The organism is Comamonas squillarum (assembly GCF_025309455.1).
Classification (GTDB): Bacteria; Pseudomonadota; Gammaproteobacteria; order Burkholderiales; family Burkholderiaceae_C; genus Comamonas; species Comamonas squillarum.
In genome coordinates, this window is the sequence record NZ_CP104377.1 from 2989275 (window position 1) to 3003134 (window position 13860).

The window sequence follows — 13860 nt, forward strand, 5'->3', positions numbered from 1 at the left end:
GTTATTACCTTTGTTCGCAAAATCACATGCGCTCTGGTGCACTCACACCCAGCACGGCCAGGCCATTGCGCAGCACCTGCGCGACCGCTGCCACGAGTGCCAGACGGGCCAGTTTGGTGGCTTCGTCATCCACCAAGATACGCTCTGCATCATAGTAGCTGTGGTAGGCCGAGGCCAGGTCACGCAGATAGAACGTAACATCGTGCGGCGCATTGCCAGCCGCGGCGTTGCTCAGCATCTCGGGATACTGGGCCAGCATCTGCATCAGCGCCTGGGCCTGCGGCCCTTGCAGCGCGCACAGGTCAATGCCGCTCAGCGCAGGCAGACCAGCGCCGCCTTGCTCCTGCCAGCCGCGCAGCACCGAGCAGATGCGCGCATGGGCGTACTGCACGTAGAACACCGGGTTGTCATTGTTCTGGGCCACGGCCAGGTCGACATCAAAGGTGTACTCGGTATCGGGCTTGCGCGAGAGCAGGAAAAAGCGCACCGCATCCTTGCTGGTCCACTCGATCAGGTCGCGCAAGGTGACATAGCTGCCGGCGCGCTTGCTGATCTTGACCTCTTCACCACCGCGCACCACGCGCACCATGGTGTGCAGCACATAGTCGGGGTAGCCCTGGGGAATGCCGACATTGACCGCCTGCAGACCGGCGCGCACGCGGGCGATGGTGCCGTGGTGGTCCGTGCCCTGGATGTTGACGGCCTTGCCGTAGCCGCGCAGGAACTTTTGCGTGTGGTAGGCCACATCGGGCAGGAAGTAGGTGTAGGTGCCGTCGGACTTGCGCATCACGCGGTCCTTGTCGTCACCGAAGTCGGTGGTGCGCAGCCACAGCGCGCCATCTTGCTCATAGGTGTGGCCGCTGGCGATCAGGCGCTGGACGGTCTCGTCCACATGGCCGTTCTGGTACAGGCTCGATTCGAGGTAGTACTCGTCAAACTTGAGGTTGAAAGCCTGCAGGTCCTTGTCCTGCTCGTTGCGCAGGTAGGCCACCGCAAAGTTGCGGATGTTGTCGTAATCCTCGACATCTCCATTGGCGGTGAACGCGCGGTCATCGGCCTCGATGGTCTGCTTGGCCAGGAACGCCTGGGCAATATCGCCGATGTAGTCGCCGTTGTAGAAGTTCTTGGCCAGCGGGTTGTCGCTGTCGGTGGGCCAGCAGTCGTCACCGGGCTTGAAGCCCTTGGCACGCAGCTGGGTGCTCTTGGTCAAGGTGTCGATCTGCACGCCCGCGTCGTTGTAGTAGAACTCGCGGTGCACGCTCCAGCCCTGGCTGCCGTAGAGGTTGCAGATCGCATCGCCCAGCGCGGCCTGGCGGCCATGGCCCACGTGCAGCGGACCGGTGGGATTGGCCGAGACAAACTCGACGATGATCTTTTCATCGCGCGGCGGCTGCATGCCAAAGCGCTCGCCCTGGGCCAGCACTTCCTGCACCACCTGCTGCTTGGCAGCGGGCTTGAGGCGCAGGTTCAAAAAGCCTGGACCGGCGATCTCGACCGCATCCACCCATTGCGCAAAGGCGGGCGCGGCCTCCAGCGCCGCCTTGAGCTGCTCGCCCAGCGCGCGGGGATTGGCCTTGAGCGGCTTGGCCAGCTGCATCGCGGCGGTCACGGCATAGTCACCGTGGGCGGCCACCTTGGGCGTTTCAAAGGCCGCACGGCTACCTGCGCCAGGCGACAATTTCTCGAGCTCGGCAGCAAGCACTGCGAGCAAATCTTTTTTGACTTGCAACATATTTGAAACTTAGACGAAGCGGTTACCAGCGCCAGGCCGGTTTACCAGCCCCGGGCATAAAACACGGCGACGGCGGCGATCACGGGAATCAGATGGGCTTGCCACATGACCCATTTACGCGTGGCGCGCACCTCGGCGTCCCCGGGCAAAGCGCCATTGTCGCGCAATTGCCGTAACCAGCGGCGGAACACGGCTGTCGGCTTGAAGGACAGCACCACGCCGACGACGACCAAGGTCATCTTCAGGTGAAAAAGCGGCTGGCTGACATACCAGGTCACGCCCTTGGCGCCCAGAAACAGGCGCAGCAGGCCGGTGGCCAGCACCGCCAGCGCGGCAAAGGCGTAGATCAGATCGAGGCGCGCCAAGCGCTGCACCACGGCCCCATTCATCCACTCGGCGCGGCACAACGCCGCCTCGCTGGAGAGAAAAACCACCATGGTCAACAAGGCCAGCAGGTGCAGGCAGGCCAGAACAGCTTCCAAAGTCATCGTGTTACTCCATCTTTTTCCAGAAATCGGCACGTTCGTAGTGCTGCTTGACGAAATCGATCCACAAGCGCACCCGCAGCGGCAGGTGCTTGCGCTGCTGGAACATCACATAGATGCCGTTGGGCGGCGCAGCAAAGTCCTCCAGCACCTCGACCAGGCGGCCGGCGGCAATCTCGGACTCGACCTCCCAGGTGCTGCGCCAGGCAATGCCCCAGCCTTGCTGGCACCAGTCGTGCAGCACCTGGCCGTCCGAGCAATCGAGCGGGCCGCCAGGCTTGAGGTAGACCACCTCGCTGGCGCCAGTGGCCGCCGGCATGCGAAACGCCCAGCCCCGCGTTTGCGAGGCCTCGCTCGACAAGGTCAGGCAGTCATGCTGGCTCAGCTCGCTGGGGTGGCGGGGAATGCCGCGGCGGCGCAGGTACTCGGGCGTGGCCACGCACAGGCGCCGGTTGTCGGCCACGCGCACGCTGACCAGTGAGGAATCGGGCAGGTCGCCCACGCGAATCGCGCAGTCATAGCCCTCGCCGGCCAGGTCGACCAGGCGGTCGCTCAGGTTCAGCGAGATCGTCACATCCGGGTGGCGCGCATGGTAGAGCGGCAGCAGCGGCGCCACATGGCGGCGCCCAAAGCCGGCCGGTGCGGTCACGCGCAGATGCCCAGTGGCCTTGATGCCCCCGGCGCTGACGCTGGCCTCGACACTGGCTAGCTCGGCCAGCAGGCGCTGGCAGTCTTCCAAAAAGGCCGCGCCCTCGTACGTCAGGGTGAGCTTGCGCGTGGTGCGCACCAGCAGCTTGACGCCCAGGCGCTCCTCCAGCGCATCGAGCCGGCGGCCCATGATGGCCGGGGCCACGCCTTCGGCCTTGGCAGCGGCCGTGAGGCTGCCGCGCGAGGCGATGGCGACAAATGATTCGAGCTGCTTGAGGCGATCCATACCAGACAGAACACAGAAAATACGCAAAGCCCGCTGGCCGCCGCTTGTGCGACGCGCTGGCTGGGCCACAGCCTATTATCATCGGGGCTCCGGCCTGGCGGGCGCATGAAAGCGCACATCCCGCTGCGACACTCATTGACAGCCGCTCTTTTCCCGCGCCCCCGCTCCTATGCCGTCAGCTTCAACGCCGCCCACCAGCACTCCCTCCAGCGCCGACGCGCTCTGGTACGCCCCCGCGCAACTGCTGCGCTTGTTTGGCAGCAGCCCCGTTGCCATGGCCTACTGGGGCCGTGACCAGCGCCTGCGCCTGGCCACGCCGCAGTGGTGCGAATGGTTTGGTGTGCCCACCACCGGCATCGTCGGCCAGCAGCTCGATGAAGCGCTGCCCCCCGACTTTGCCCAGCAGCACCACGCGGCGCTGCAGGCCGCCTCCCAGGGCCTGCGCCAGCAGTTCGACACGTGCAAGACCGATGCCCATGGCCAGGTCGCCTGGCGCCGCATCAGCCTCTCGCCCCACCTCTGGCCCGGGCCGGCAGGCAGCAAAACCGCCCAGGGCGTGCTGATGCTGATGCAGGACTGCAGCGCCGAATACGCCAATGCGGCGCAAGCGGATGACCTGCGCGCGCAACTGGCCGCGCTGTCGTCCACCGACCTGGAGCGCACCGAGGAGAAAAGCGAGCTGCTCAAGCTGCGCACCTTGCTGGACTGGCGCACCGCCATGCTCACCGAGCACAGCGAAATGCTGCAGCTGCTCTCGCATGAGATCCGCCAGCCGCTCAACAACGCCTCGGCCGCGATGCAGGCCACCATGTCGGCCATTGCCGAGCTGCAGCTGAGCCAGACCACGCCGGCCACCAAGGCCTTGCTGCGCGCCGAGCATGTGCTCCAGCAGGTCATCGGCACCCTGGACAACACCCTGGCCGCCGGCACTATTCTTGCCGTGGGCGGGCGCGCTGGCGCCTCGTCCGATACCGATCTGCCCACCCTGGTCAACCTGGTGCTGCACGACATCGCTGCCGATGCCCGCCCGCGCATCCAGGTGGTCTGGGATGCCGAGGCGCGCACGGTGCAGCTGCACCCGGCGCTGATGCGGCTGACCATCCGCAACCTGCTCAACAACGCGCTCAACTACGCGCCGGTCGACAGCCCCGTGCTGCTGCGCCTGGCCGATTCGGACGACCCGCTGGCGCTGATCATCGAGGTGATCGACGAAGGCCCGGGCATCCCCGACAGCCTGCGCCCGCGCCTGTTCGAGAAAGGCACGCGCGGCACCGAGCACCGCCACCGGGCGGGTGCCGGGCTGGGTCTGTTCATCGTGCGCTCGGTGGTGCAGTTGCACCAGGGCACGGTGCAGGCCTTGCCGCGCCAGCCAAACGGCACCATCATGCGTATCGAGTTGCCCCAAGGGCTGGATGATTAGCCAGCCACGCGATGGCCACCGGCCGCTTGCCCCTGCAGAAGCTGGCACCGCGCTTCTCAGGACTTTTCACCGACTGCACCATTTCACGGAACCACCATGCTCCCCGCCACGCTCGCCCTGGTCGACGACGACCCCGAATACAGCGAATTTCTGGCCCAACACTTGCGCAACCAGGGCGTGCAGGTACAGGTTTACAACGACAGCAGCGACCTGCTGGCCGATATCGAGCCCTACCGTTTTGACTTCTATGTGCTGGACCTGATGCTGCCCGGCGTCAACGGCACCGATCTTCTGCGCATTCTGCGCAAGCGCAACCAGGCGGGCGTGCTGATCGTCTCGGGACGGCTGGGCCCCGAGGTGTTTGCCGAGGTCATCAATGCCGGCGCCGACATGTACCTGACCAAGCCGGTGACCTTCGAGCAGGTGGAGCTGGCCGTGCGCGCCGTGCACCGCCGCATCATGACCACCGCCCAGGTCGCCACGGCCTGGAAGCTCGACAGCCACCGCAGCCTGCTGCTGACGCCCGATGGCCAGAGCGTGGAACTGAGCCCCACCGACCTGATGCTGATGCAGTGTTTTCTAAAAGCCCAGGGCGCCGTCGTGGGCCGCGACCAGATCCGTGAACTGCTGGGCTACCCGACCGCCAGCGACTCCGACAACAGCCTGCACGCCACCATCTACCGCCTGCGCCGCCGCATCGAGAAGGCCACGCCGCTGGCGGTGCCGCTGCAATCGCAGCAAAAAGTGGGCTACCAGTTCCGCGCGCCGCTGGTCTCGGCCTAACCTGCGCAGCACGGGCGCTGCAAAAGCAAACGGGCCCATCGGGCCCGTTGTGCTGTGGCGACCAACGTCGTTTACATGGTCATGTTCGATTCGACATCGGCCACCTTGCGGCGGGCCAGCGCCAGGTTGGAGCGGGCCTTGTCCAGCACGTAGTAGACGAAGATGCCGGCCAGCTTCTGCGATGGGCGGATGAGGTGGTACTGCTTGCCCAAGGTGATGAGGATGTCGTCGATGTTGTCGTTCAGGCCCAGGGCCTTCATCGTCTTCATCTTGGCGCGCACCACTTCGGTGTTGCCAGCTGCTGCCAGCTCCATGTCCACACCGCTGCCGATGCTGCCCAGCATCATGCCGCTGCTGTAGTCCACCACGGCAGCGCACAGCGCGCCGTCCATCGTCATCAAGTCGCTCAAGCTGTCGTTCAGATTTGCCATGTCGATCTCCAATCCATGTGATCTATATCAAGCACTACCACCTTATGAAGGTATAGATGATTCTAATAAGTCACTTCTGATCGAAGCAATCATGCTCTGCATGCGGCTGTCACCCAGGCAGGTGCATTCGGCGCAGATATTCGACATTTGGATAGCAGCCGCGCATGGTCTGGCTTGTTGCCGCCTGCAAAAACAGCGTGCAGCAGCGCGGCCCGCAACTCGTAACAAAGCGTATGTTATTTGCGACGCGGCGGTGCCACGGCGGCACGCCAGGTAACAACCATGGCCGCTCAGCATCGCTGTGGCGGCGCGGCCTTACATGGTCATCGCGCTTTCGACGTCGGTCACCTTGCGGCGTGCCAGTGCCAGGTTGGCGCGCTTGTTGTCGAGCACGTAGTACACAAAGATGCCGGCCAGACGCGAGCAAGGACGGATGATGTGGTACTGCTTGCCCAGCGTGATGAGGATATCGTCGATGTTCTCGTTCAGGCCCAGGGCCTTGATGGTCTTCATCTTGGCGCGCACCACTTCGGTGTTACCGGCAGCTGCCAGTTCCATGTCCACGCCAGTGCCGGCGCTGGCCAGCATCATGCCACTGTTGTAGTCGACAACGGCTGCGCACAAAGCGCCGTCCAGAGACATCAGATCATTCAAGCTGTCGGTCAAATTCGCCATGGAAACACTCCTGAGAAGCGAAGGCGCGTGGGAAATTACCGCCTCCTGATGAAAATGATTGTATCTGATCATTTCTGATTTCCATCAAGCTTTGCGCGCTTTTTCTGACGGCTTGCTACTTTTGGGCAACAGCTGTGGTAGGGGCGCTGCAGCAAGCCAGCGCCTACGCCGACAGCATCCTGACAAAGGCTTGATATATAAATATGTCGGATCAGATCATTCAAACCATCACATCCACACCCCCCCTAACGAGGCGCTGACAGTCGTTGATTACATCCATAAAAGTCATATATCAAAGTGTTTTTAATGGATTGATTGCCATGGCGGGTATGGAATAAAGTGTGCTGATGGGTGCTCCCGCGCACCTGCAGTTGTTAAGTATTGAAAGGTAGACACCATGACTGAACGCACCACCGTCCACGGCCTGCAAGTGGCCCAGGTTCTGTATGACTTTGTAAACACCCAGGTGCTGCCAGGCACCGGCGTGGAGCCCGCTGCGTTCTGGCAAGGTTTTGATGCCATCGTCTCTGACCTGGCGCCCAAGAACGCGGCCCTGCTGGCCGAGCGCGACCGCCTGCAAGCCGAGCTGGACAGCTGGCACAAGGCCCATCCCGGCCCGATCACCGACATGCCGGCCTACCGCCAGTTCCTGACCCAGATCGGCTACCTGGTCGAGCAGCCGCAAGACGTGAAGGCCAGCACCGAGAACGTGGACTCCGAGCTGGCCGTGCAAGCCGGCCCGCAGCTGGTGGTGCCCATTCTCAATGCGCGCTATGCGCTCAACGCGGCCAACGCCCGCTGGGGCTCGCTGTATGACGCGCTCTACGGGACCGATGTCATTGGCGAAGACGGCGGCGCAGAAAAGGGCAAGGGCTACAACCCGGTGCGCGGCGCCAAGGTCGTCGCCTATGCCCGCCAGTTCCTGGACCAGGCCGCGCCGCTGGCAAAAGGCTCGCACGCCGATGCCAGCGGCTACGCCGTCGAAGGCGGCCAACTGGCCGTCACGCTCAAGGACGGCAGCAAGACCGGCCTGCACGAAGCTGCCAAGTTCGTCGGCTTCCAAGGCGATGCCGCCGCACCCCAATCGGTGCTGCTGAAGAACCATGGCATCCATATCGACATCATCATCAACAAGGCCACCCCCATTGGCAGCAGCGATGCCGCCGGCGTCTCTGACGTGGTGGTGGAAGCGGCGCTGTCGACGATTCTCGATCTGGAAGACTCGGTGGCGGCGGTGGACGCTGAAGACAAGGTCAACGGCTACGCCAACTGGCTGGGCATTCTCAAGGGCACCTTGACCGAGTCCTTCGACAAGGGCGGCAAGACGGTGACCCGGGGCCTGAACGCCGACCGCGAGTACACGGGCGCCAATGGCGACAGCCTCAAGCTCCATGGCCGCTCGCTGATGTTCCTGCGCAATGTCGGCCACCTGATGACCAACCCGGCCATCCTCTGGGGTGCCGACCAGAAAGAGATCCCCGAAGGCATCATGGATGCGGTGGTGACCACGGCGATTGCCATGCACGACCTGCAGGGCAAGGGCGCCCAGGGCATCCGCAACAGCCGCACCGGCAGTGTCTACATCGTCAAGCCCAAGATGCATGGCCCGGCCGAAGCGGCCTTTGCCAACGAGCTGTTTGGCCGCGTCGAGCAGATGCTGGGGCTGCCTGCCAACACCGTCAAGCTCGGCATCATGGACGAAGAGCGCCGCACCACGGTGAACCTGAAAGCTGCGATTGCCGCAGCGCCTGCACGCGTGGCCTTCATCAACACCGGCTTCCTGGACCGCACCGGCGACGAAATGCACACCGCCATGTACGCCGGCCCCATGGTGCGCAAGGCGGACATGAAGACCTGCGCCTGGCTGCCCGCTTATGAAAAGAGCAATGTGCTGGTGGGCCTGACCATGGGCCTGCGCGGCCGCGCCCAGATCGGCAAGGGCATGTGGGCCATGCCCGACCTGATGAAGGCCATGCTGGAGCAAAAGATTGCCCAGCCCAAGGCCGGCGCCAACACCGCTTGGGTGCCCTCGCCCACCGGCGCCACCCTGCATGCGCTGCACTACCACCAGGTCAATGTGGCCGAGGTGCAAAAGGAGCTGGAAAAGACCAGCGCCGATGCCGAGCGCGACAACCTGCTCAATGCCATCCTGCAAGTACCCGTGGCCGCCAACCCGAACTGGAGCGATGCCGACAAGCAGCAGGAAGTGGACAACAATGTGCAGGGCATCCTGGGCTATGTGGTGCGCTGGATCGACCAGGGCGTGGGCTGCTCCAAGGTGCCCGACATCCACAACGTGGGCCTGATGGAAGACCGCGCCACCCTGCGCATCTCCAGCCAGCACATCGCCAACTGGCTGCAGCACGGCATCGTGACCGAAGCGATGGTGCGCGACAGCTTCGCCCGCATGGCCAAGGTGGTCGATGGCCAGAACGCAGGCGACGCGGCTTACAAGAGCCTAGTGGCCAACCCGCAGGGTGCCGCCTTCCAGGCCGCACTGGACCTGGTGTTCAAGGGCAAGGAGCAGCCCTCGGGTTACACCGAGCCATTGCTGCACGCCTGGCGCCTGAAGGTCAAGGCCGGCGCATGAACGCAGGCCTCCGCCTTGCGCGGCACAGCGCATGGTTTGCCCTAGGGTAAACACCAGGAGCAGCCCAATGGGCTGCTTTTTTTTATAGCACCCCCGCTAATCCGGTTCAAAGCCTGCCCCATTTGGGCAGGCTTTTTTACTTATTCGTAAAAACAAAGCTCAAAAGTAAAGCGCCTTACCAATTTGCAGATCTTTGTAAAGAAATTGCTTACGCATCTATTCGGTTTATAGGCTCATATGTAATTCACTTGTTACTCGCATATTTATTTTCTATAGGCACTTTCAAAAAATCAAAGTCAATTGCTACCAGATATTTCTTATGTCATGAAATATTCATGAATCACTCGGTTTCAACTCGTCATTTCGCGGCACCGGTCTGCAGTTAAAAACACGCCTTAGCAAGTTTTCGTCTATCGGCAAGGAGCTATTGACTATGGGCCATCAATCCATTACATGCGCCAAGCAGGCATGCATCCAGGTACTGGCACAACAGCGGCATCTGCTGCTGTGGGCAGGCCTGGGGCTGAGCGCCTCGGTATTCGCCCAAAACAACCAGCAGGTGGTGGTCAATGGCGGCATCGTCAATATCTCCGGCCCGGCGGCCCAGGCGGTGATGAATATCTCATCGAACAAGAACATCCGCCAGATTCGCGGCAACAACCAGGTGACCTCGGTCAATGGCGTGGTCGCGAACATGGCCAGTTTCGGTGCCTATAGCGAATTGAATATTGCGTCGCGCAATGGCGGAGTCGGCAGCGGCAGCCAGGTGGTGTCCGTAGGCGGACCGGTGGTCAACCAGGCCACCGGCACCGGCATGCGCAGCGTAGTGAACATTGGTGGACGGTAGCAGGGCGCCCTGCGGCCGCACGCCAATGAACGGTTCGGTTTCTCCGACATGGGGAGCTGACTGCAGAGGTGCATACACAGGAAGTGCACCATATTCTTTCAGTAACGAGGAGATTTTTATGAAGAAGTTTTTCGCAATTCTGGTGTCGGTTTCGGCTATCGCAATGTCTGCCCAGGCAGAAGTGAAAATCAAGGGCAACAACGACCAGAAGGTCACTGTAAAGAACGGCGCTGTCGCCAATATGGCCATCGGCGCAGGTGCTACCGCTACGCAAAACCTGGCCTCCAACAAGGGCAACGTCAATATTGGCGGCAATAACAAGCAGGAAGTCTCGGTCACCAATGGTGCCGTGGCCAATATGGCGATCGGCGCGATGACCAAGGCCGAGCAAAACCTCGCCTCCAACGACGGCAAGTAATCCCCATCCCTTCATCCCGCTGGCCGCCGAATGCGTCTGGAGACCATTTGCTGGCCGGCCCCTATAAAAAGATCTTCTGTAGAGCATTCGTCAGCGCCAAGGGATGCGGCCGCCGCATCCCTTGGCCTGCGATCGTTGTGCAGAGGGTCCCTCAAGGAGACTGCGCATGAAAGCCAGCTATGCCGGGGTATGGGTTCTCGCCCTGTTGTGCGCCGCCGCACAGGCCCAGCAAAAGCCACCCGCAGGCCGCACCGGGCTCGATCCAGCCTCACGCAACAAGGTGAGCAATGCCATGGCCCGCAACTACCTGACGGAGCAGGACTCCAGATCCGCCATCGAGCGTGAAATGGTCACCGGCCCCTCGGGCAAGAACTGCAATACCAATGTGGGTGCCGCCCCCCAGATCAACGAAGGCACGGCCGGTATCGGTAACCGCTATGGGGCAGGCAATGCCGACCAGGTCACCGTGGTACGTGGCTCAGTCATCAATATCTGCAAATAAACACGATGGCTTCTGCGCCAGAGCCAGAAAACTCTGTGCAGCCACCCCGGGACGAGGGAGCCCGGCAGCACGCTGAGCCCAGCGGCAGCCCCACCATCGCCATAACGAATAACCACCATGCATCTTTCATCGATTCGCCGCCTGGCGCTTGCGCCCTGCGTGCTGGCCTTGTCTGCCTGCAGCATCCAGCCCACCTTGTCCGACCGCAAGGACATCATTGAAAAGGGCATCACCGAGCAGTCACCGCTGGTCACGCCCACCAAATCCGCATCGGCGATGCGCGAAGGCCTGGCCTGCATGGACCGCATGCTGGCGGCCGAGCAGGTGCCCTCGACGCTTGTCGCGGTCAAGAGCATCCCCGATCCCTCGGGGCTGTTTTCCACCGGCACCAAGGAGATGGTAATCACGGCGCTCTCGCGCATGTCACGCACCAGCCAGGCCTTCCGCGTGGTCGACTATGAAGTCGATGCGCTCAAGCAGGACACCGTGCAGACGATGACCAGCCTGCTGCTCAACAACGGTCAGATCGAGCTGCGCAAGCCACAGATCTATGTCTCGGGCGCCATCAGCTTTGGCGACAAGACGGTGGTCTCCAAGCGCAGCAGCCTGGGCGTCTCCACCGCCAATACCGACACCGGCTACAGCTGGGACTTGCTGGGTACGGTGGTGGGGCTCGATCTGCATCTGGGCGACATGAACTCCCGCACGCTCTACCCCGGCCTGGATTCAGCCAACGAGCTGGTCGTCGCCACCGGCGGCCGCTCGGTCGAGATCGGCGGGCGCGCCACCGGCCTGCCCAAGCACATCTACCGCCTGGGCGTGCAGTACGAAGTGGCTGCCGACGTGAACCAGGGCGCGGGCGCGGCCGTGCGCCTGCTGGTCGACCTGGCCACCATCGAGCTGGTGGGCAAATGGGCCAAGGTGCCGTACTGGGAATGCATCGACTACGAGCAAAACCACCCCGAATTCAAACGCCAGATGCGCACCTGGTTTGACGAGCAAGGCGCGGCCGACCGCATCACCTTGGCCCAGCGCGTGCTGCAGGCCGAAGGCGCCTGGAGCGGCCCCATCGATGGGAACGACTCCACCGCGCTGCGCAATGCGCTCGCGCTCTACCAGGCATCGCTGGACCTGACCCCGGTTGGCGTCGTCAACTTTGAGACCTATATGGGGCTGCTGCGCCTGTATGCCGGCATGTCGGCCGATGACAAGATCGCCTCCAGCTACTCGCCGCAAAGCAACGAACTGAAGCCGCGCCCGCACGGCCTGCCGGACAACGAGCCGACCACCGACGCGTTGGCGCTGTCCCTGCTCGGCCACAAGGAGCTGGCCTCGCAGCTGCCCATCGGCACCTCGGTGGTGCTGCGTGTGGCGCCGGCCCGCACCGGCTTTCTCTACTGCTACTACCAGGATGCCGCCCAGGTGGTCACCCAGGTCTATCCCAACCCGCAGCAGCAGGCGGTGGTGGCCCAGGGTCGCATCGGCCTGATGGTGCCCGATGTGTCGCAGGCCAATTCCTTCCTGATCGAGACCGCCCGCCCTGGCGTGGAGCAGGTGTACTGCGCCCAGACCACCAAGCCGCTGACCGGCCGCGTGCCGGTGGCCCTCACCCAGGCCCAGCTGGCACCGATTGAGGGCCTGACCAGCATCGAGGCCGTGCAGCAGCAGATTGCCGCGCAGACCGGCGTCATCGCCCAGTCGCAGCTGCGCTGGGAAGTGGAGGGCCCTGTGGCCACCCCCCCTGCCCAGCCTGCCCCTGCCGCCGCCCCCGCGCGCCGCAGCAAAACGCGATGAGGCGCCTCGCACCTACCCGCCGCCGGGCGGGCCTTTTGGCGCTGACCGGCGGGCTGCTGCTGCAAGCCTGCGCCAGCTGGGCCGCCATCGTGCTGCCATCGGCAGGCGGCGGCGATGCCGGCGCGGCCGCCAGCAGCCCGGCCCCTGCAGCGCCCGCCGCGCCGGGCTCATCGATCCGCATGCCAGCCCAGCGCAGCGATGCCAGCCTGCAGGCGCTGCGCCGACAGGCACAGGAAGGCGAAGTCAGCGCCCAGTTCGAGCTGGGCATGTACTACTACCAGAACGCCGGCCTGCCGCAAGCGGGCGCCCAGGCCCGCCAGTGGCTGGGCCAGGCCGCCGCACAAGGCGATGCCCGGGCCATGGCGGCGCTGGGCTACATGCTGGGCACGGGCACCGGCGGTGTGCGGGATGTGCCCACCGGCCGCCAGTGGTTGCAGCGCGCAGCCGATGCGCGCCTGGCCAAGGCCACCTACCTGCTGTCCCTGGTCGAGCGCAAAGTGACTGGCCCCAAGGCCATGCAGCAGTCGCGCTTGCTGCTGGAGCAGGCCGCGCGCGATGGCGATGCGATGGCGCTCAATGACCTGGCCGTCGAGCGCGAGCTCGAAGGACGCATGAACGAGGCCAAGGAGCTGTACGCCCAGGCCCAGGCCGGCGGCAGCCAGACGGCGGCCCAAAACCTCGGCCGCATCGCCAGCTACCAGCGCGCCAGCACCGCCGAGCAGCTGGGCCGCCTGCGCGCGCGTGCCGACGAGGGCAATGCCAATGCGCTGCTGGAGCTGGCCTACCGCTACCATCTGGGGCGCGGCGTGCAGCGCAATTTCGCCACCGCCATCCAGTACTACCGGCGCGCCGCCGATGCCGGCTCGCCCAAGGCGCGCGAGTTTCTGGCGCTGATCTTCAGCCGCAGCAACGACAAGCAACCGGTCATTGACGAAGCCTGGATGCAGGAGCTGGCCGCGCGCATCAATGCCGTGGCCTTGCAGGTCGAAGAAAAACACCCCAGCGCGCCGCCCGATCGCCCCCAACGCGTGGCCGACCCGCTCTCGCAGCTGAGCCAGCAGCCCTTTGCCTGGCCAGAGCCGCCCGCCGCCGATGGCGATGCGGCGGCAGATACCAACACCCCACCGCTCTCGCAGGAGCAGGTGGTGCCGACCGAGGGGCTCCCCTCTGCCGCGCATGCCCCAGGCATGCAGCCCTCCAACCTGAGTCACAACGCGCCGCTCACCGAGTAGCGCAAGAAAGGACAAGC

At 63.8% G+C, this 13860-nt stretch carries 13 protein-coding genes; 8 read left to right on the forward strand and 5 right to left on the reverse strand.

All coding sequences use genetic code 11. The features are described 5' to 3' along the window. Positions 1–22 precede the first annotated feature (22 nt). Genes argS through N4T19_RS13850 form a run of 3 tightly spaced genes read right to left on the reverse strand, consistent with a single transcriptional unit; the run spans position 23 to position 3151 of the window. Positions 23–1732, reverse strand: coding sequence for an arginine--tRNA ligase (gene argS / locus N4T19_RS13840; RefSeq protein WP_260718297.1), 1710 nt, complete (start codon positions 1730–1732; stop codon positions 23–25). 41 nt (positions 1733–1773) lie between these two features. Then, a complete protein-coding gene (locus N4T19_RS13845; protein ID WP_021025056.1) occupies positions 1774–2220 on the reverse strand; it encodes a DUF2214 family protein in 447 nt (148 codons plus the stop codon). A 4-nt stretch (positions 2221–2224) separates the two neighbouring features. Continuing rightward, positions 2225–3151: a LysR family transcriptional regulator gene (locus tag N4T19_RS13850; RefSeq protein WP_021025057.1), complete on the reverse strand. Its 927-nt coding sequence runs from the start codon at positions 3149–3151 to the stop codon at positions 2225–2227. A 169-nt stretch (positions 3152–3320) separates the two neighbouring features. Here N4T19_RS13850 and N4T19_RS13855 point away from each other — a divergent pair, with 169 nt between their 5' ends. Together N4T19_RS13855 and N4T19_RS13860 are read left to right on the forward strand one after the other, a co-directional pair. Then, positions 3321–4571, forward strand: a complete 1251-nt coding sequence (locus N4T19_RS13855; protein ID WP_260718299.1) for a sensor histidine kinase — start codon at positions 3321–3323, stop codon at positions 4569–4571. 96 nt (positions 4572–4667) lie between these two features. Beyond that, the gene (locus tag N4T19_RS13860; protein WP_260718300.1) at positions 4668–5354 is read left to right on the forward strand and encodes a response regulator transcription factor; all 687 of its coding nucleotides are present in this window, start codon (positions 4668–4670) and stop codon (positions 5352–5354) included. Between the two features lie 71 nt (positions 5355–5425). On the opposite strand, the gene N4T19_RS13865 is transcribed toward N4T19_RS13860, so the two are convergent. Together N4T19_RS13865 and N4T19_RS13870 are read right to left on the reverse strand one after the other, a co-directional pair. Beyond that, positions 5426–5785 carry a hypothetical protein gene (locus tag N4T19_RS13865; RefSeq protein WP_116926388.1) on the reverse strand — a complete coding sequence of 120 codons (360 nt, stop codon included), beginning with the start codon at positions 5783–5785 and terminating at the stop codon, positions 5426–5428. 315 nt (positions 5786–6100) lie between these two features. Then, positions 6101–6460: a hypothetical protein gene (locus tag N4T19_RS13870; RefSeq protein WP_116926246.1), complete on the reverse strand. Its 360-nt coding sequence runs from the start codon at positions 6458–6460 to the stop codon at positions 6101–6103. A gap of 397 nt (positions 6461–6857) precedes the next feature. On the opposite strand from N4T19_RS13870, the gene N4T19_RS13875 reads away from it, so the two are divergent. From N4T19_RS13875 to N4T19_RS13900, 6 genes are all read left to right on the forward strand, one after another. Then, entirely contained in the window at positions 6858–9050 is a 2193-nt protein-coding gene (locus N4T19_RS13875; RefSeq protein ID WP_116926245.1) for a malate synthase G, read from the forward strand. A 433-nt stretch (positions 9051–9483) separates the two neighbouring features. Then, complete coding sequence (locus N4T19_RS13880) at positions 9484–9897, forward strand: hypothetical protein (protein WP_116926244.1); 414 nt, start codon at positions 9484–9486, stop codon at positions 9895–9897. 118 nt (positions 9898–10015) lie between these two features. Continuing rightward, on the forward strand, positions 10016–10315 hold the full coding sequence (locus N4T19_RS13885) for a hypothetical protein (RefSeq protein ID WP_021025064.1): 300 nt from the start codon (positions 10016–10018) through the stop codon (positions 10313–10315). Between the two features lie 166 nt (positions 10316–10481). Beyond that, positions 10482–10817, forward strand: a complete 336-nt coding sequence (locus tag N4T19_RS13890; protein ID WP_021025065.1) for a hypothetical protein — start codon at positions 10482–10484, stop codon at positions 10815–10817. Positions 10818–10934: 117 nt separating this feature from the next. After that, positions 10935–12611 carry a DUF4384 domain-containing protein gene (locus N4T19_RS13895; protein WP_260718303.1) on the forward strand — a complete coding sequence of 559 codons (1677 nt, stop codon included), beginning with the start codon at positions 10935–10937 and terminating at the stop codon, positions 12609–12611. Continuing rightward, positions 12608–13843 carry a tetratricopeptide repeat protein gene (locus N4T19_RS13900; protein ID WP_182343825.1) on the forward strand — a complete coding sequence of 412 codons (1236 nt, stop codon included), beginning with the start codon at positions 12608–12610 and terminating at the stop codon, positions 13841–13843. The genes N4T19_RS13895 and N4T19_RS13900 overlap by 4 nt, the downstream gene beginning before the upstream one ends. The last annotated feature ends 17 nt before the right edge of the window (positions 13844–13860 follow it).

Coding starts and splice junctions, on each gene's coding strand:
- N4T19_RS13850 (WP_021025057.1), bottom strand. CDS start 3,151: ATGGATCGCCTCAAGCAGCTCGAATCATTTGTCGCCATCGCCTCGCGC.
- N4T19_RS13870 (WP_116926246.1), bottom strand. CDS start 6,460: ATGGCGAATTTGACCGACAGCTTGAATGATCTGATGTCTCTGGACGGC.
- N4T19_RS13885 (WP_021025064.1), top strand. CDS start 10,016: ATGAAGAAGTTTTTCGCAATTCTGGTGTCGGTTTCGGCTATCGCAATG.
- N4T19_RS13880 (WP_116926244.1), top strand. CDS start 9,484: ATGGGCCATCAATCCATTACATGCGCCAAGCAGGCATGCATCCAGGTA.
- N4T19_RS13890 (WP_021025065.1), top strand. CDS start 10,482: ATGAAAGCCAGCTATGCCGGGGTATGGGTTCTCGCCCTGTTGTGCGCC.
- N4T19_RS13900 (WP_182343825.1), top strand. CDS start 12,608: ATGAGGCGCCTCGCACCTACCCGCCGCCGGGCGGGCCTTTTGGCGCTG.
- N4T19_RS13845 (WP_021025056.1), bottom strand. CDS start 2,220: ATGACTTTGGAAGCTGTTCTGGCCTGCCTGCACCTGCTGGCCTTGTTG.
- N4T19_RS13860 (WP_260718300.1), top strand. CDS start 4,668: ATGCTCCCCGCCACGCTCGCCCTGGTCGACGACGACCCCGAATACAGC.
- N4T19_RS13865 (WP_116926388.1), bottom strand. CDS start 5,785: ATGGCAAATCTGAACGACAGCTTGAGCGACTTGATGACGATGGACGGC.
- N4T19_RS13855 (WP_260718299.1), top strand. CDS start 3,321: ATGCCGTCAGCTTCAACGCCGCCCACCAGCACTCCCTCCAGCGCCGAC.
- N4T19_RS13875 (WP_116926245.1), top strand. CDS start 6,858: ATGACTGAACGCACCACCGTCCACGGCCTGCAAGTGGCCCAGGTTCTG.
- argS (WP_260718297.1), bottom strand. CDS start 1,732: ATGTTGCAAGTCAAAAAAGATTTGCTCGCAGTGCTTGCTGCCGAGCTC.
- N4T19_RS13895 (WP_260718303.1), top strand. CDS start 10,935: ATGCATCTTTCATCGATTCGCCGCCTGGCGCTTGCGCCCTGCGTGCTG.